Origin of the sequence: Rhodanobacter sp. 7MK24 (genome assembly GCF_014842995.1) — a bacterium.
Classification (GTDB): Bacteria; Pseudomonadota; Gammaproteobacteria; order Xanthomonadales; family Rhodanobacteraceae; genus Rhodanobacter_A.
Map to the genome: position 1 here is coordinate 25,513 of NZ_JACYXL010000013.1, position 16,325 is coordinate 41,837.

A 16,325-nucleotide genomic window follows, 5' to 3' on the forward strand; every position below is an offset into this window, starting at 1 on the left:
GGGTTGCGGCGAATAACCGCCACCGCCCGCCGGTCAGCACAGCCATGGATTCCATTGTCATTCCCAGGACTGCATCACGCCATGCCCCTCGCCCCCGCGAGCTAAAATCATCCGGATGGCCTCCACTTCACGCAAGCGCCAGCGGCGCAAACCTGTCCCCTCGTCCTCGCCGCGCGTGGCGAAGGCGCCGGTTGCCGCCGTGCGTCCTGCCGACAGCTCCACGCGGGCGAATGGGGTGCTGGATTGGCTGCTGCGCAAGCTGCCGGCGCGGCATCGGGAAAAGCTGCGCGACTACCTGGTGCTCACCCGCATGGACCGTCCCATCGGCGCGCTGCTGCTGCTGTGGCCGACGTGGTGGGCGTTGTGGCTGGCGGCGGGCGACTGGCCGCCGCTGAAGCCGCTGGCGATCTTCACGCTGGGCGTGTTCGCGATGCGCGCAGCGGGCTGTGCGATCAACGACTTCGCCGACCGCAAGCTCGACCCGCAGGTGGAGCGCACCGCCGGGCGACCCATCGCCAGCGGGCGCGTGAAGCCGCGCGAAGCCTTGCTCGTGTTCGGTTCGCTGCTGGCGTTCGCCTTCGTGCTGGTGCTGTTCACCAACCGGCTCACCATCGAACTCTCGTTCGCTGGCGCGGCGCTGGCGGCGATCTATCCGTTCACCAAACGCTGGACGTCCCTGCCGCAAGTGGTGCTGGGCGCCGCCTTCGGCTGGTCGATTCCGATGGCGTTCGCCGCGGTGGCGGGTACGGTGCCTCCGCTGGGCTGGCTGCTGTTCATCGCCAACATCCTGTGGTCGGTGGTGTACGACACCGAGTACGCGATGGTGGACCGCGAGGACGACCTCAAGGCCGGCGCGAAATCCACCGCCATCCTGTTCGGCGACGCCGACCTGCCCATCCTCGGCGTGCTGATGGCCACGCTGCTCCTGGCGATGGTATTCGCGGGCCAGCGTGCACAACTGGGCTGGCCGTACTGGCTGAGCCTGCTGGTGGCGACCGGCCTGTTCGCCTACCAGTTGTGGCTGATCCGCAAGCGCGAGCGCGGCGCCTGCCTTGCCGCCTTCCGTCACAACAACTGGTGGGGCCTGACGGTATGGATCGGCATTGCCATGGCACTGGCGATACGGTGAGCAGGCACCCGATTGGCAGGGGCGATCAACGGGGGCTCTGCATCAACACGTAGTTTCCAGACTTGGCTGCCGGCGCGGCGGACCAGCCCGGCGCCAGGTCGATGGTCCAGCCGTTGCCTTCGAGATGCGAGCCCTTGATTGTCGTCGGCACGGGCAACGCAGCGCGACTGAAGTCCGACGACACCAGCACGCCGCCCGCTTTCACGTCCAGGGTGCCCCAGCGCGCGATGGCGTGGAACGTAAGGTAGACGATGCCGTCCGCACCCAGTGACACTGCAGTACTGGGATTGAAACTGAAGCGCCCCAGCGCCGTCAGCGAGAGTGTCGGCCCATCGACTAGCGCGGCACGGTATTGCGCCTGCATGGCTTCTTCGCGAGCGGCGCGATCCGCCAACTCGATGCGTAGCCCGCTTGCGCCGTACACCGCTGCACGCGAGTCGGCCGACTCCTTTGCGTTGTCGTGCAGCGTCGATGCCAGCATCGCGCCAAGGTCGGAATGCTCGTTCAACGCCTTGCGCCATCCGGGCAGGCGTTCGTCCAGCAGCAGGCCATAGGCCGGTCCGGACATGAAGGCAGAAATGCGCGAGAAGGAAACCTCCGCATCGGGATGGACCAGGTCGGCAGCCGCGTACCAGCGCGCCGCCGCGGCATCCGGCTCCGCGGCCGCGATGCCGGTGTACTGCGCTGTGCCCTCCACGATCTCCATGGCTGCCTCCGTCGCGGCCGAGCCTGGAAACAGCGCATGACGTTGGTTGCGGAAGACCAACGCATCGCGGATGGCCTGCGTCTGCGCCGGGCCTGATTCGATCAGGGCTGCGGCCAGCGCGCGCCACTCCAGCTGCAGCCACAGCCGTCCTTGCTCCGTATCAAGCTGCGGGTTGGCCGTGGCATTTGCCGCCAGATGAAGCTCCGGCTGGATGCGATGGAACATCTCGTGGGCCAGTGTTATCGAGCGAGCGCCCGCATCCTCGGGCAGCATCGGCAATCTCAGCTGCGTCCAGCGCACACCTTCCCATTCCGTGGGGGCGTCGGAAAGGACCACGTCCTCGGGCAGCATGCCGACATAGACCCCGTCCTGGGGTTGCAGCCGCTGTTGCGGATCCGGCTGGTTGGCGATGACGGCGCGCGTGGCTGGGATCACCAGGAGCATCCGGCCGTAGAGCGGCACGCCCCACAGGCGACCGGCGTCTCTGGTGGAGACGTTCTGCGCATCTGCGAAGACGGACTTTGCCTTCGCGATCTCGGCCGGCGTCGGCGACGCTGCCAGCGCCGGCATGGACAGGAAAAGCCCCAGCGACGTCACCCATACCGTTTTACGGATCCAAGCCCACGCCGACATGATGAACCTCCTCCATCATTGACCCCACCCTCCGCATACTAGCTGCTTGAGACAGGCGCTTGACTTTCCGCATGCGGTCAAGACGCCCACGGAGACATGGCTGCCACAGCGACGCCTTGCCGCCATCGTCAACGGTGACTTCCTTCCGGGCCACGTCGATCGTTCGAAATCGGCAGCGGCGGCTCCTTGCGGAAAACCGCCGTCAACCGCGCGGTGACGGCGCACGCGCCAGCGCCCACACATCCACCCGCTGCACGCCGGCGCGCTTCAGCACCCGGCTGCATTCGGCGAGGGTGGCACCGGTGGTCATTACGTCATCGAGGATCGCCACGTGCGCGGGCAAGGCGATGCCTGCACGCAAAACGAAGGCGCCGCGCACGTTGCGACGGCGGCCGGCGGCATCCAAATCGGTCTGTGCCGTGGTGCCGCGGCAGCGCGACAGCACGTCGTGACGCAGCGGTACGCCGAGGTGTCGCCCCAACGGCTTCGCCAGCTCGTGCGCCTGGTTGTATCCGCGTTGACGCAGGCGCACGCGATGCAGGGGCACTGGCAACAGCAGTTCGGGCTTCGGCAGCGACATGACTTCGCGCCGCCACAGCGTAGCCAGCGTGCGACCGGCGGCAAGGTCGCGGCCGAACTTGAAGCGGGACTCCAACCGGTCCAGCGGCCAACCGTAGCGGAACGGTGCCCATGCTGCGTCCCATGGCGGCGCGCGGCGCACGCACTCGCCGCAGACCGCGGCAGTCGTGGCCAGCGGCAGGGCGCATCGCACGCAGCAACTGCGGTTGCGCGGTACTTCGGCGGCGCAATCGGCGCACAGGTCCACGCCATCGGCACCCGCCGCGCCACACAAGAGGCAGCGCCATGGCAACAGCCAGCGCCACGGTCGTAGCCATGTTTCCCTGAGTGTTGTCATCCCGCCTTCCATGTCGAGCCCGGCGATAGCAAGGGCAGCCTCCGTCAACCCGGATACCCGGGCGACCGGTTGACGCGCACTGGCACGCCACCCAAACTTCGCGCACTCCACCACCGAGTCGTCCCATGTCCGAAGCCGTCGTTCGCCACGATTGGACCCGCGAAGAAGTCGCCGCGCTGTTCGCACTGCCGTTCAACGAACTGCTGCACCAGGCGCACACCGTGCACCGCACCTACCACGATGCGAACGCGGTGCAGGTGTCCACTCTGCTGTCGATCAAGACCGGCGGCTGCCCGGAGGATTGCGCCTATTGCCCGCAGGCGGCGCGCTACGACACCGGCGTGGCGGCGCAGAAGCTGATGGAAGTCGACGACGTGCTGGCGCGCGCGAAGGCCGCCAAGGCCGCCGGCGCCAGCCGTTTCTGCATGGGCGCGGCGTGGCGCGGCCCGAAGGACCGCGACATCCCCAAGGTCGCGGAGATCGTGCGCGCGGTGAAGGATCTCGGCCTGGAAACCTGCGCCACGCTGGGCCTGCTCGGCGACGGCCATGCGCAGCAGCTCAAGGCCGCCGGTCTCGACTACTACAACCACAACATCGACACCGCGCCCGAGTTCTACGGCGAGATCATCCACACCCGCGAATACCAGGATCGCCTCGCCACGCTGGAGCAGGTACGCGACGCCGGCCTCAAGACCTGCTGCGGCGGCATCGTCGGCATGGGCGAGACGCGCGCACAGCGCGCGGGGCTGCTGCAGGCGCTGGCCAACCTGCCCGAACATCCGCACTCGGTGCCGATCAACCAGCTGGTGCCGGTGCCGGGTACGCCGCTGGGCAACGCGGAGAAGCTCGATCCGTTCGAGTTCGTGCGCGCCATCGCGGTGGCGCGCATCCTGATGCCACTGTCCATCGTGCGCCTCTCGGCGGGTCGCCAGCAGATGGACGATGCCGTGCAGGCGCTGTGCTTCCACGCTGGCGCGGGCTCGATCTTCTACGGCGAGAAGCTGCTCACCACGGGCAACCCGGACACCGAGCATGACCGCGCGCTGTTCCGTCGACTCGACCTGCATGCAATGGAGGTGGTCGAGGAGGCGGGTACGGTGCATGCGGACATCATGGAGGCTGCGCCGGCGGGGTGTGGTCATGGGTGCGGATGCAGTGTGGCGGCCTGATCTGGGTTTGCTTGCCCGGGTGAACGTGATCGTTCGATGGCTCGCCCGCGGCGGCCTTCCGGCCATCTGCCGCGATATCCAGCACTCCGTCCGATTTATGGGGGATCGGCTTGGGGAGAGGAGCTTTTCCTCCCCCATCGCAAGAAACCAGGCGGTTTCGATCGCCTGCCGGCGCCCGAGTTCCTTCTCTTTGCTGGCCGCACGCCACCGCAGGAGCGGTGGCGTGCGCCGAAGCCTGCCCGAAGGGCGGCGGGCAGCGCCTGTCCCGGATTTGATCCGGGAATGCCCGGAATCAAGAGAAGGAACCAAGAGCAATGGCCGGGTGGGATACACCTGGATTGCGAGCAGGTTGTATCCAGGGGACTGGAAATACTCCCACTTGCGCGACAGACGACGCGGCCACACCGCGCCGCATCCGGGAATTGAGGGCATCGCGCGATTGACGCTTGACGGCAACTGCCGGCTTCCGTTTGCGGACCAGGGCTTGGGCAACGCTACATGTTGAGCATGGGTACTCCGCTGCGCCCCGACCTCCTCCAGCGTCTGGCGGCGCAGACGTCCGAACGGGAGCGCGCCAATCTGCGTCGTCGGCTGCGCACCATTGAGCATGTGGAAGGTCCGTGGCTGGAAAGCGGTGGTCGCCGGCTGCTCGGTTTCTGCAGCAATGATTACCTCGGCCTTGCTCAGCATCCGCAATTGATCGCCGCACTCAAGCGTGTCGTCGACGACGAGGGTGTGGGCGGCGCCTCGGCGCACCTCATCTGCGGCCATCGCCGCGAGCACGCACAGTTGGAGGAAGCGCTGGCCGAGTGGACGGGGCGCGAACGCGCACTGCTGTTTTCCACCGGCTACATGGCCAACCTCGGCACGATGCAGGCGTTGCTGGCCCGCGGCGATCTGTGCGTGCAGGACAAGCTCAATCACGCGTGCCTGCTTGATGGCGCACAGCTCGCGGGCGCCGAACTGAAGCGCTATCCGCATGCGGATGTCGCGGCGGCCGCGCGCCAGTTGCAGAGCCGCCCGCAGGCTGCCGCCCTGCTCGCCACCGACGGCGTGTTCAGCATGGACGGCGACGTGGCGCCGCTCGCCGGACTCGCCGCGCTGTGCGCGCGCGAACACGCCATGCTGATGGTGGACGATGCGCACGGTCTTGGCGTGCTGGGCGCGGATGGCGCCGGCAGCGTGCAGGCCGTCGGCCTCGGCCAGCGCGAGGTGCCCGTGCTGATGGCCACGCTGGGCAAGGCACTGGGCTGCAGTGGCGCGTTCGTGGCCGGTTCCGCTGCGGTGATCGACGGGTTGATGCAGTTCGCGCGCCCCTACGTCTATACGACGGCCATGCCGCCCGCGCTGGCTGCAGCTGCCCGTGCAGCCGTGGAAGTCGCCCGCGGCGAGACCTGGCGCCGTGAAAAGCTGCAATCGCTGATCGCACGTTTCCGCGCTGGCGCCATGCAACTCGGCCTGCCGCTGATGACCTCGCACAGTGCGATCCAACCGTTGCTGCTGGGGGACGCGCAAACCGCCCTGGCAGCCGCGCAGGCACTGGAACAGCGCGGCTTGCTGGTCACTGCGATCCGGCCGCCCACGGTGCCGCAGGGCCAGGCGCGGCTGCGCATCACGTTGTCGGCGTCCCATGAGGACGAGCATGTCGACCAACTGCTGGATGCGCTGGGCAGCCACTTTCACGGACAGGCCAATGCATCCAGCCATGGTGCTACAGGCAATCACTGAGCCCGTCGTACAGCGTGGCGCCCGTTCGCGGCAACGGTGCATGCAGCGGATGCGCCGCTGCCAGGGCGGACAGCAACTCGCGCACCGTGGTGTGCGGCGCCAACGGACTCACGCAGCGCCACACCGGGATGGCTGCATGAACGCGACCACGTCGCGCATCGATCCGCTCGTCGCTGGCCGCGAAGCTCCATGCGCATTGGCCGATCTCGCCCGTTGCCGCATCGGCAGCGCAGGCAAAGCGCAACGCCGCGATGTTGCTGTAGTCACCCTCGCAGAAGGTGTCGCCACAGATCATGTCGAAATCCCGCCGCAAGGCGTTGGCGATGCCGTACCAAGTGTTGATGTCGTCGTCATTCTGCAGCGCAGCCACGAGGTCGGTGTAGCGTCCGGCTGCGGATGGCTTCGCCTGTTGCGCCAAGATTGCCGATGCCGCGAACCACAGCAATCCGACAGCCAAGCTCATGCCTGTCTTCATGTCACGTCCTCCGGAGCGCACCCTGGATCGGGCCAGGCAAGCGTGCCTTGCGATGCGGTTCGCCGCCTGTCGTTACACGCCGCGGGGCATCGTGCGCACACCCCGTTATGGTCTGTCGTCTGCGGCCAGCGGCGATGTACGTGCATCGGCCAGAACCGCAAACACACCACTTATAATTAATCATGCGCCAGCCTCGACCCCTCCCTGCCATGTCCGTCATCAACCTTTCCGCCTACCGCTTCGTCGCGCTGGACGATCTGCCCGCGCTGCGCGAGCGTGTGCTGGAACGCGCCACTGCGCTGGCGCTGAAAGGCACCGTGCTGCTCGCGTCCGAGGGCATCAACCTGTTCCTCGCCGGTCCGCGCGAGGCGGTGGATGCGTTCATGGCGTGGCTGCGTACCGACACGCGCTTCGCGGGCCTGGAGGCGAAGGAGTCGCTGTCCGACGACACGCCGTTCGGCCGCCTGCGCGTGCGACTGAAGAAGGAGATCATCACCATGCGCATGCCGGCGATCCGCCCCGAGGGCGGCCGCGCGCCTGCGGTGGATGCGTCGACGCTGAAGCGCTGGCTGGATCGCGGCCACGACGACGCCGGCCGCGAAGTGGTGATGCTGGACACGCGCAACGACTACGAGACCGACGTGGGCAAATTCACCGACGCCGTGGACTACCGCCTTGCCAGCTTCACAGCCTTTCCCGAGGCGGTGGCCGTCGACCGCGCGCGCTACGCGGGCAAGACCGTGGTTTCGTACTGCACCGGCGGTATCCGTTGCGAGAAGGCTGCGCTGCACATGCAGGAACTCGGCATCGAGCATGTGCACCAGCTCGAAGGCGGCATCCTGAAGTACCTGGAGCTCACCGACGGCGCGCACTGGCAGGGAGACTGCTTCGTGTTCGACGGGCGGGGCGCGGTGGGTGCCGACCTGCTGCCCTCGGGCGAGATCCCTCTCCTCGACGGTGAGAAGGCTGGAATAAGGGGGCAATCTTGCGATGCGTTTGCATCAAAACAGACTCCGAGCGACGCCTTCGCAAGCACCCGCCCCTCACCTCAATCCTCTCCCCAGCGGGGAGAGGAGGCGAACGCAGTTGGCGCTTCACTCCATAAAAATAGGGAAGCGAACATAAGCAGCGCGCGGCGCCATCTGGGCGAGGCATGAGCCTCTACATCGAAAAGCTGGGCCGCGGTCCCGTTCCGCTGGTGTTGCTGCACGGCTGGGCGATGCACGGCGGCATGCTGGCGCCGCTGGTGGCTGCGCTGGTGGATCGTTGCACGATGTACGTGGTGGACCTGCCCGGCCACGGCTATTCGCGCGACTGCGGCTTGCCGCTGGAACCCGTCGCCTGCGCCGCCGCCATCGCGGAAGCCACGCCGCCGGCGCTCTGGCTGGGCTGGTCGCTGGGCGGCCTGATCGCGCTCACCGGCGCGCTGGAACATCCGCAGCACGTACGCAGCCTCGCCATGCTCTGCGCCACGCCGAAATTCGCGCGCGACGAAGGCTGGCCATGGGGCAGCGACGCCGCGCTGGTGCACCAGCTCGCGCTGGACCTGGAAACCGACTACCACGCCACCATCGAGCGCTTCCTCGCGCTGGAGGCGATGGGCAGCCCCGATCCGCGCGCCGAGCTGCGTCACCTGCGCGCGCTGGCTTTCGCACGCGGCGAACCGGACCTGCGCGTGCTGCAGGAAGGCATCCGCATCCTGGAAACCAGCGACCTGCGCGTACGCCTGCCTGCACTGCACCAGCCCAACGTGTGGATCGCCGGCCGCCGCGACCGCCTGGTTCCGCCACAGGCGATGGAATGGTCGTCGCAGCAGGCGCAAGGCCACTACATGCAGATCGAACACGCCGGCCACGCGCCGTTCTTCACTTACCCCGACCAGGTGGCGCAGGCGCTGCAGCCGTTGCTGGACAGCTTTGACGAGTGCGGCTCCCATGAGTGATTTCCACCTCGACCGCGAGCGCGTTCGCCGCAACTTCGGCCGCGCCGCGCGCAGCTACGAAAAGCACGACGCCCTGCAGCGCGAAGTGCAGCAGTCGCTGCTGGAGCGTCTGGACGTCTATCTGGAAACGCCCACGCACGTGCTCGACGTCGGCGCAGGCACGGGCCGCGGCACCGCGCTGCTGAAGCAGCGCTATGCCAAGGCCGAAGTGATCGCGGTCGACCTGGCACTGCCGATGCTGCGCGAAGCCAAGGCGCACAGCGGCTGGCTCAAGCCGTTCCGCCGCGTCTGCGCCGAAGCCACAGCGCTGCCCTTCCCCGACCACAGCGTGGACGTGCTGCACTCCAGCCTGTGCTTTCAGTGGATCGACGATCTCGCGGCGCTGTTCGGCGAATGCGCGCGCGTGCTGAAGCCCGGCGGTTTGCTTGCCTTCACCACCTTCGGCCCGGACACTCTGAAGGAACTGCGCGCGGCCTGGGCCGCGGCGGACGGTCATTCCCACGTCAGCCGCTTCCTCGACATGCACGACATCGGCGACGCGATGCTCAACGCAGGCCTGCGCGATCCGGTGCTGGACGTGGAGCGCTACATGCTCACCTACAGCGAGCCGCGCAAGCTGCTGGAAGAACTGCGCGGCCTCGGCGCCACCCACGCGGACGCCGCGCGCGAACGCCACCTCACCGGCAAGACCCACTACCGCGCCATGCTCGCCGCGTACGAGGCGATGCGCGTGGACGGTCGCATTCCCGCCACCTGGGAGGTGGTGACCGCGCATGCCTGGGGCCCGCCACCGGGACAGTCGCGGCGCATGGCCGGCGGCGGCGAAATGGCCAGCTTCTCGGTGGACAGCCTGCGCGGTTCCCGGCGGCGTTGAGCCGCGTCGCTCACAACAGGCGATTCACCAAACGATCCAGCCGCACCCGGCTCAGGCGTCGCAGCAAGCGCCGCACCTCCGGCGGATAATCCCGTGTGCTTTCCAGAGCGTAATGGTCCGCCAGTCGCGTGGCGTGCTGGCGCAAGGATGCCCATTCCGCTTCGTGCATCGCGTGCAGGCGACGCGAGGGATCCCGCAGCAGCAGCCCGTTCTCCAGATCCAGCGCCCAGGCGCGCGGGTTGAGATTGTGGCCGGTGAGCAGGGCGCAGTCGTCGTCCACGAACAGGCCCTTCAGGTGATAGCTGTTGCCGCCATCGCGCCACAGCCACAGGTTCAGCTGGCCGCTGGCGAGCTGGCGTGCATGCGTGCGCGCGAAGCGGCGCAGGTTGTTTTCGTAGAGATAGGGCAGCAGGCCGATGGTGCGGAACGGTTGCGCCGGTGGAATGTAGAAATCATTGGCGGTCTTGTCGCCCAGCATGATCTCGACGCTGCACCCCCGCCGCAGCGCGTGGCCCAAGGCGGCGCGCACCGGCCCCGGCAGGTTGAAATACGGCGTGAGCAATACGATGCGCCGCTGCGCGCCACGCAGCAGGGCCAGCATCGCGTCGTTCAGCGCATTGTCGGTGCGCCCGAAACCCTTAAGCGGCGTGACGGCCACGGCGCCATCCGGCAAGGTCGCCATCGGCACCACGTAGGCCGCTTGCTGCAGTTGCTGACGGAACGTGCGGATCGCCGGCAACAGTGTGCGTGTCGGCGGCGGATCGGGCAGGTCGAGCCGGCGCACCGCTTCGCTTCCGCGAAACTGCCGCTGCACGAACGTCGCCATGCTCTCGGCCAGCGCGGCATCGCGGATGCGATGGCAACGGTCGAGCCGGTAGCGCCCGTGCTTGGCCAGGTAGACGTCGTTGAGGCTGGCACCGCTGTACAGCACGGTGTCGTCGAATACGAAACCCTTGAGGTGCAGCACGCCGAACAGTTCGCGGTTCTGCACCGGCACGCCCCACACGCGCACGCCGCCGCCATGGCGCTGCACGCAGTCGCGGTACATCGCCGCGTTACCCGGGCTTTGCTGCTTGCCGATCAGGCCGCGCTGGGCACGATGCCAGTCCACGAACACGTCGATCTCCAGCTCGGGCCGCTGCGCATGCGCAGCGTGCAAGGCTTCCATCACCTCGCGGCCTGCGTCATCGTCCTGCAGATAAAGCGTCACGATCAGGATGCGCCGCGTGGCCTGTGCAATCTGTGCCAGCAACGCCTGATGGAAGGCCTGCGGCCCGTGCAGGGTTCCGATGGCGGTGGCCGGCACCGCGAAGGCAGGCAGCGCCTCCAGCCAGGTCCGCGATTTCGGGCGCAGCGGCGAGACGAGGCGGCGCGCGATGCGCCGCGGCGCGTTGATCAGCATGTTCATGCGTCAGAGGATAGCGAAAGCGGGCGATCTTGCCTTCACGGCCCGGCTTCTTTCGGAACCACTTGGAATTCCACATAGCGGTTCATTGCCCGGCCACCAAGTATTTCATTGTTCGCAACCGGGCCGCCACTGCCATGGCCTTCCGGGGGCAAGAGCCTGCTCCGGGAAACTCCATTAGCGAGCATCCAGTCGTAGACCCGTTGGGCTCGCCTAAGCGACAGCCGTTCGCATTCATGAGGGACACATTCTTGATTATCCGTGTGACCAATGATTTCAATGCGATAAGACTCTTTCAAAGAGTCAATGGCCTTGATGTCATTTTTCAACACCCCCACGGATTCCCCATTGCCAACCAATGAAGCGCCCAGATCGCCGTTCGGCGATGGCAATTTTTCTTTGAAATGAACCGCATCAATAGAAAAATCTGTCGCAAAGGCGGCCTCGCAAAAAGTACAACCGACCACCGTAGAAATCAGAAATAGCGGCAAGACGCCTTTCATGTCTGGAAATTTCACATCCACCCTCCTGCGAAGCGTGGAAACGCACACATCAAGGGACACGATTACTTCGGCGGCGCGGCCTCGTCCCTAAACCCGCCACCCAGCGCTTCGACCATGCGCACGGCCAGCTCCGCCTGCCGGCTCTGCAGCACGGCTTCGTTCTGCTCGGCCGTGAGCAGCAGGTGGCGGGCGACCAGCGTGTTCAACTCGGTACCCAGTCCTGCCTTGTAACCAATCTGCGCGTCGTCGTACGCGCGCTGTGCGTTGTGCAGCACGTCCTGTTGCGTCTGCAGCTGGCTCTGCACGGAGCGCGACAGGCTGAGCAGGTCGGCCACCTGGTTCACCGCGCGCACCAGCGTCTGGTTGTAGTTGGCTACTGCTCCGTCGTACAGCGCATCGCGAGCGTTGAGGCCTGCACGCAAGCGCTTGCCGTCGAACAGCGGCAGCGACAGCGCGGGGCCGACGCTGTAGGTGCGCGCGGGCAGCTGGAACAGCGGCACGTTGTCGCCCAGCGCGAGGAAACCCGCCATCGCGCTGATGTTGAGGTTGGGCATGAACTGCGACTTGGCCGCCTTGATGTCCTGCGACGCAGCCTCCACGCGCCAGCGTGCGGCAACCAGATCGGGGCGGCGCCCCAGCAGGTTGGCCGTGAGGTCGGGTGGAATCGCCAGCGACACCGGCTTGAGTCCGGTGGGTGCGGCGATCTGCAGGCCCCGATCCGGACCCTTGCCCAGCAGCACGGCGAGGCTGATGCGCGCACTGTCGATGGCCGCATCGGCGGCCGCCAGGTGCTGGTGCGCGATGCCGGCCTCGGCGCGCGCCTGCAGCAGGCTGTCCGGCAGGCCCATGCCGCTGGCGACGAGGGTATGGGTGAGCACGGCGATGCGGTCGGAGCGTTCGACATCGTGCTGCGCGATGTCGCGCAACGCGAAGGCCTGGCGCAGCTGGATATAGGCCAGCGTGACGTTCGCCGACAGCTGAATGCGTGCCGCGCGGCGATCCACTTCCGCGGCACGGCTGCGCCCCAGTGCGGCCTCCCATGCGGCGCGCTGGCCGCCCCACAGGTCGAGGTTCCAGGAGAAATCGACGCCGGCACTCTGCATCCATGCGAACGTTCCCACGGCCTCCGGCAGCACCAGGCCGACTTCCTTTTCGGAAAGCCGCGCACCGGTGGCGGCATAGCTGGCTTCCACGCTGGGATCGCGCGCCGCATCGAGGGCCTGCGCTTCGGATTGCGCCAGCTGCGCGCGCGCATCGGCTGCGGCGAGGCCGGGGTTGTCGCGCAACGCTTCGGCGACCAGCGCATCGAGTTGCGTATCGCCCAGCGCGTGCCACCAGTCCTGTTGCGGCCATGCGGCAGGACTCAGCTGCGCACCGGCAAGGCTTTGCTGCGCCTGCAGGCTGCCCGGAACGATTTCATGGCCGTTGGGATGCAGGCCACGGGTGGACGCGCAGGCGGCTAGCAGCAGCGCCAGCACAGCGGATGCGAGCGTGCGTGTCACACGTGTCATGGCTGCGCCCGCCGCGGCGAGCGGTCGTCGTCGCGCGGATGCACGGTGATGGTCGCGGTCATGCCGGCCACCAGCACACTGCCCGCAGGCATCCGGTCGGGATCGATGTCGATGCGCACCGGGATGCGTTGCGCGAGGCGCACCCAGTTGAAGGTGGGATTCACGTTGGGCAGCTGATCGGGGCTGCCGGGGTTGTCGCGGTCGGTGATGCCGCGCGCGATGCTGTCGATATGCCCCTTGAGCTCGATGCCGCCGGCCATCAGGCGTACGTCCACCGGATCGCCCATGCGCAGCTGCGGCAGCTTGGTTTCCTCGAAATAGCCGTAGATGTAATAGCTGTGGCTGTCCACCAGCGCGAGTTGCTGTGCGCCGGCATTGGCGAAATCACCCACGCGCACCTGCACATTGGTGGCGTAGCCGTCCACCGGCGCGCGCACCTGGGTGCGCTCGAGATTGAGCTCGGCGTTCTGCACCGCCACCTGCGCCTGCGCCTGTGCCGAAAGCGCCTGGTCGTGCGCGGCCTGTGCCTGCTTCAACGCGGCCTCGGACTGGTGCCAGGCCGCTTCCGCCGCCTCGGCGGCGGCGACCGCGTTGTCACGCGTCTCGCTGGACACCACGCTGCCTGCTGGCACTTGCATGCGCCGTCTCGCCTGCGCGCGGTACATCGCGTAGTCGGTCTTGCGTGCGGCCATTGCGGCGGTAGCTGCGGCGATGTTGGCCTCGGCGGCATGCACGCTGGCGCCCGCCGCCCCAAGGTTGGCATGGGCCTGTGCCAGCGCGAGCCTGTATCGCGAAGGATCGATCGCCAGCAATACGTCGCCGCGGTGCACGAACTGGTTGTCGGCCACGCGCACCTCGGTGACGAGGCCAGCCACGTCCGGCGCCACCTTCACCACATCGGCGCGCACGCGGCCGTCGCGGGTCCATGGCGAGTACAGATAGTGCTTCCACAGCACATGGCCGAGCAGGGCAGCGACCAGCACCACGCAAGCGGTGATCAGGAAGCGCAACAGCGAAGTCTTGTTCATGGTCGACTCAATACAAAAACAACAGGCCGCCCGCGGCGAACAGGCAGGCGAACAGGGCAAGGCGGAACAACGGTGGGTGCCACACGTAGCGATGCAGGCCGTAGCGACCGATCACCGCATCAACCAGCAGCATCAGCAGCAGGCAGGCCAGGAAGATCGGCAACAACCCGGGTACCAGTACGCCGCCGACGGAAATCTCATTGGGCATGGACGGGTTCCTCGACGGCGGTGGCGGCGGCCAGCGGCGATTCGTCGTCGCGCAGCGCGCCCAGCAACTGGTACAGGTGCGTGCGCAGCTCAGGGGCGGTGGCGCAGGCTTCGATCGCGGCGCGCACTTCGTCCTCGGCCCGCTGCCGGCGCGCTTCTTCCGGCTGGTGATAGAGCTGCGCCACGGCCTGCACCGCGCGATTCGCTGCGTCACGTGCCGCGGCCGACGCGTCGCTGCTGCGCAATTGCTCGCGCAACTCGATCAGCGCGCGCCCGCTTTCCTGCACCGCCAGCGCCCAGCCCAGCAGGGCGCGCGACTGGCGGCTGCCCGGACGGGTGTGCGTGATCACCTGATGGAACAGGTCGCGGCTGGCGCTTTCGAAGCGCCAGCGCAGGCCATCCAACGGTGCGGTAGCGGCCTCTACCACCTGCTCACGCAGCCGGCGGAACTGGCGACGCCGCTGCCAGCCGCTGCCGGTGACGCGCGGCACGAACACGAAGGAGACCGCAGCCAGCGCCACGCCGGCGAGCTGCGCGACGGCGTCGTTCAAGGTATGGGTCAGGTCGTACACCATCGGATTCTTCAAGGCGAGGATGTAGACGATGCCGATCGCATAACCACCGCCGACGCCGCTGAACTCGGCATGGGCATTGAGCCAGGGTCCGACGAGCAGCAACGGCAGGGTTGCCGCGACCAGCATCACGAAGCCGTCGCTGCCCGGCAGCAGCCAATAGGCCGCGTAGATGCCGGCCAGCATCCCGAAGGCGTAGCCGAGCAGCATGTTGAACGCCGAAGCCAGCGGGTTCGGCGCCGCCGCCAGCAGCCCGCTGAAGATCGTGGCGAGCAGCATCGCGCTGGCGCCGAACGGCCAGCCGCTGGCGATCCAGAACATGCTCAGCGCGCTCATGGTGAGGAAGGTGCGCAGCACCGCTACCAGCGCGCCGCTGGCGTCGTGGCCGCGACGGAAATGCACGCGCTCCACCCCGCCGCGCTGCACCTGCGCGCGCAGCGCCAACTCCACTTCGACGTAGCCGCACAATTCGTCGAGGAAACGCTTCAGCAAGGTGGCGCCGGTGTCGAACGCCAGCTGTGCGTGGCCGGGCGCCAGGCCCTCGCGCAGCGTTGCCTCCAGCGCCGGCAACTGCCGCGCGCACTCGCGCAGGCGCGGTGCCAGTATCGCGGGGTCGTGCAGGTCGGCCGGCGCCGCCTCCAGCGCCGCGCCAATCGGCCGGTACAGCGCGATCAGCGCATCCACTTCGGCAACACGACCTTCGCGTTGCAGCCGGTTGATGAGGTGATGCAGCGACTGGAAGCTGGTCGCCGCCGCCATGTTGTGCTGGTTGAGCAGGCGCATGCGCGTGCTGCGCGCGCGGATCTCCGGATCCTCGAAGATCACCGAGGCGCGCATGTCCTCCAACTGGACCGCCGCACGCACGAAGCGCAGGTGCGCCTGTTCCATCGCCGCGCGCGGGATGCTGCCGCCGGTCGAGCCGCGCACGAAGTCGATGAAGTTGGCGAAATGCGCGCGTGCACTCTGGCGCAACACCAGGCGCAGCCGGTCCGGGAACACCAGGTCGCTGACCACGGCGGACACCACGATGCCCAGCATCACCTCGCTCACGCGCATCAGCGCCGAATCGAACACGTCGAGCGGATTCGCCGCTGCCGGCAACGCCACGATGGCCGCGGTATAGCCGGCCAGCACGAAGCCGTAGGACATGAAGTTGCGGTACAGCGTGGCGCCGCCGGCGCACAGCGCCACCCACAGCGACAGGCAGGGCAGGAACAGTTCGCGCTGCTGCGGGAATGCGCACAACAGGGCCAACCCGAAGGTGCTGCCGCACAGGGTGCCGATCGCGCGATAAAAGCTCTTGGCCAGCACCATGCCGCTCTGCGGGTGCATCACGATACCCACCGTGATCATCGCCGTGGACGGCGCCTCCAGCCGCAGCCACATCGCCAGCCATGCGGCCAGGTATACCGCGAGCAAGGTCTTGGCCACGAACAGCCACGCACGCCCCTCGCCCGCGAAAACTTCCGCCAGCGCAGGCCAGCGCCGTGCCGCAGGTTCCGGAATGGTCGATGCCCCTGCCATCGC

General features: G+C 67.5%; 15 protein-coding genes. 6 read left to right on the plus strand and 9 right to left on the minus strand.

The window, feature by feature from the left end:
* The first annotated feature begins 199 nt into the window (after positions 1 to 199).
* Positions 200 to 1,129 (plus strand): 4-hydroxybenzoate octaprenyltransferase, encoded by a 930-nt coding sequence (gene ubiA / locus IHE49_RS16810; RefSeq protein ID WP_343227598.1) that lies wholly within the window; start codon positions 200 to 202, stop codon positions 1,127 to 1,129.
* A 25-nt stretch (positions 1,130 to 1,154) separates the two neighbouring features.
* On the opposite strand, the gene IHE49_RS16815 is transcribed toward ubiA, so the two are convergent.
* Both IHE49_RS16815 and IHE49_RS16820 read right to left on the minus strand, forming a co-directional pair.
* On the minus strand, positions 1,155 to 2,468 hold the full coding sequence (locus tag IHE49_RS16815) for a hypothetical protein (protein ID WP_192160076.1): 1,314 nt from the start codon (positions 2,466 to 2,468) through the stop codon (positions 1,155 to 1,157).
* 202 nt (positions 2,469 to 2,670) lie between these two features.
* Positions 2,671 to 3,384, minus strand: coding sequence for a ComF family protein (locus tag IHE49_RS16820; RefSeq protein ID WP_192160078.1), 714 nt, complete (start codon positions 3,382 to 3,384; stop codon positions 2,671 to 2,673).
* 125 nt (positions 3,385 to 3,509) lie between these two features.
* Between IHE49_RS16820 and bioB the strand changes: the two genes are divergently transcribed.
* Both bioB and bioF read left to right on the plus strand, forming a co-directional pair.
* Positions 3,510 to 4,553, plus strand: a complete 1,044-nt coding sequence (gene bioB, locus IHE49_RS16825; protein ID WP_192160080.1) for a biotin synthase BioB — start codon at positions 3,510 to 3,512, stop codon at positions 4,551 to 4,553.
* A 507-nt stretch (positions 4,554 to 5,060) separates the two neighbouring features.
* Positions 5,061 to 6,281, plus strand: a complete 1,221-nt coding sequence (gene bioF / locus IHE49_RS16830) for an 8-amino-7-oxononanoate synthase (RefSeq protein WP_192160164.1) — start codon at positions 5,061 to 5,063, stop codon at positions 6,279 to 6,281.
* Here the strand turns inward: bioF and IHE49_RS16835 are convergent.
* A complete protein-coding gene (locus tag IHE49_RS16835; RefSeq protein WP_192160081.1) occupies positions 6,265 to 6,744 on the minus strand; it encodes a hypothetical protein in 480 nt (159 codons plus the stop codon). The genes bioF and IHE49_RS16835 overlap by 17 nt on opposite strands.
* Before the next feature lie 221 nt (positions 6,745 to 6,965).
* Between IHE49_RS16835 and IHE49_RS16840 the strand changes: the two genes are divergently transcribed.
* Genes IHE49_RS16840 through bioC form a run of 3 tightly spaced genes read left to right on the plus strand, consistent with a single transcriptional unit; the run spans position 6,966 to position 9,572 of the window.
* Positions 6,966 to 7,913 carry a sulfurtransferase gene (locus tag IHE49_RS16840; protein WP_192160083.1) on the plus strand — a complete coding sequence of 316 codons (948 nt, stop codon included), beginning with the start codon at positions 6,966 to 6,968 and terminating at the stop codon, positions 7,911 to 7,913.
* Positions 7,910 to 8,698 (plus strand): pimeloyl-ACP methyl ester esterase BioH, encoded by a 789-nt coding sequence (gene bioH / locus IHE49_RS16845; protein ID WP_192160085.1) that lies wholly within the window; start codon positions 7,910 to 7,912, stop codon positions 8,696 to 8,698. Before IHE49_RS16840 ends, bioH begins: the two co-directional genes overlap by 4 nt.
* The gene (bioC, locus tag IHE49_RS16850; protein WP_192160087.1) at positions 8,691 to 9,572 is read left to right on the plus strand and encodes a malonyl-ACP O-methyltransferase BioC; all 882 of its coding nucleotides are present in this window, start codon (positions 8,691 to 8,693) and stop codon (positions 9,570 to 9,572) included. The genes bioH and bioC overlap by 8 nt, the downstream gene beginning before the upstream one ends.
* A 10-nt stretch (positions 9,573 to 9,582) precedes the next feature.
* Here the strand turns inward: bioC and pssA are convergent, their stop codons facing one another.
* Genes pssA through IHE49_RS16880 form a run of 6 tightly spaced genes read right to left on the minus strand, consistent with a single transcriptional unit; the run spans position 9,583 to position 16,322 of the window.
* On the minus strand, positions 9,583 to 10,980 hold the full coding sequence (pssA, locus tag IHE49_RS16855; protein ID WP_192160089.1) for a CDP-diacylglycerol--serine O-phosphatidyltransferase: 1,398 nt from the start codon (positions 10,978 to 10,980) through the stop codon (positions 9,583 to 9,585).
* A gap of 35 nt (positions 10,981 to 11,015) precedes the next feature.
* Positions 11,016 to 11,495 carry an OmpA family protein gene (locus IHE49_RS16860; protein WP_192160091.1) on the minus strand — a complete coding sequence of 160 codons (480 nt, stop codon included), beginning with the start codon at positions 11,493 to 11,495 and terminating at the stop codon, positions 11,016 to 11,018.
* 47 nt (positions 11,496 to 11,542) lie between these two features.
* The gene (locus IHE49_RS16865) at positions 11,543 to 12,991 is read right to left on the minus strand and encodes an efflux transporter outer membrane subunit (RefSeq protein WP_192160093.1); all 1,449 of its coding nucleotides are present in this window, start codon (positions 12,989 to 12,991) and stop codon (positions 11,543 to 11,545) included.
* Positions 12,988 to 14,019, minus strand: coding sequence for an HlyD family secretion protein (locus IHE49_RS16870; RefSeq protein WP_192160095.1), 1,032 nt, complete (start codon positions 14,017 to 14,019; stop codon positions 12,988 to 12,990). The genes IHE49_RS16865 and IHE49_RS16870 overlap by 4 nt, the downstream gene beginning before the upstream one ends.
* 7 nt (positions 14,020 to 14,026) lie before the next feature.
* Positions 14,027 to 14,227, minus strand: a complete 201-nt coding sequence (locus IHE49_RS16875; protein WP_192160097.1) for a DUF1656 domain-containing protein — start codon at positions 14,225 to 14,227, stop codon at positions 14,027 to 14,029.
* Positions 14,217 to 16,322 (minus strand): FUSC family protein, encoded by a 2,106-nt coding sequence (locus IHE49_RS16880; protein ID WP_192160099.1) that lies wholly within the window; start codon positions 16,320 to 16,322, stop codon positions 14,217 to 14,219. Before IHE49_RS16880 ends, IHE49_RS16875 begins: the two co-directional genes overlap by 11 nt.
* Positions 16,323 to 16,325: the final 3 nt, after the last annotated feature.

Bases quoted from the DNA above. Each gene is read 5' to 3' on its own strand.
- IHE49_RS16875 (WP_192160097.1), bottom strand. From the start codon at position 14,227: ATGCCCAATGAGATTTCCGTCGGCGGCGTACTGGTACCCGGGTTGTTG.
- IHE49_RS16880 (WP_192160099.1), bottom strand. From the start codon at position 16,322: ATGGCAGGGGCATCGACCATTCCGGAACCTGCGGCACGGCGCTGGCCT.
- IHE49_RS16820 (WP_192160078.1), bottom strand. From the start codon at position 3,384: ATGACAACACTCAGGGAAACATGGCTACGACCGTGGCGCTGGCTGTTG.
- bioH (WP_192160085.1), top strand. From the start codon at position 7,910: ATGAGCCTCTACATCGAAAAGCTGGGCCGCGGTCCCGTTCCGCTGGTG.
- bioF (WP_192160164.1), top strand. From the start codon at position 5,061: ATGGGTACTCCGCTGCGCCCCGACCTCCTCCAGCGTCTGGCGGCGCAG.
- bioB (WP_192160080.1), top strand. From the start codon at position 3,510: ATGTCCGAAGCCGTCGTTCGCCACGATTGGACCCGCGAAGAAGTCGCC.
- IHE49_RS16835 (WP_192160081.1), bottom strand. From the start codon at position 6,744: ATGAGCTTGGCTGTCGGATTGCTGTGGTTCGCGGCATCGGCAATCTTG.
- bioC (WP_192160087.1), top strand. From the start codon at position 8,691: ATGAGTGATTTCCACCTCGACCGCGAGCGCGTTCGCCGCAACTTCGGC.
- IHE49_RS16840 (WP_192160083.1), top strand. From the start codon at position 6,966: ATGTCCGTCATCAACCTTTCCGCCTACCGCTTCGTCGCGCTGGACGAT.
- IHE49_RS16865 (WP_192160093.1), bottom strand. From the start codon at position 12,991: ATGACACGTGTGACACGCACGCTCGCATCCGCTGTGCTGGCGCTGCTG.
- pssA (WP_192160089.1), bottom strand. From the start codon at position 10,980: ATGAACATGCTGATCAACGCGCCGCGGCGCATCGCGCGCCGCCTCGTC.
- IHE49_RS16870 (WP_192160095.1), bottom strand. From the start codon at position 14,019: ATGAACAAGACTTCGCTGTTGCGCTTCCTGATCACCGCTTGCGTGGTG.
- IHE49_RS16815 (WP_192160076.1), bottom strand. From the start codon at position 2,468: ATGTCGGCGTGGGCTTGGATCCGTAAAACGGTATGGGTGACGTCGCTG.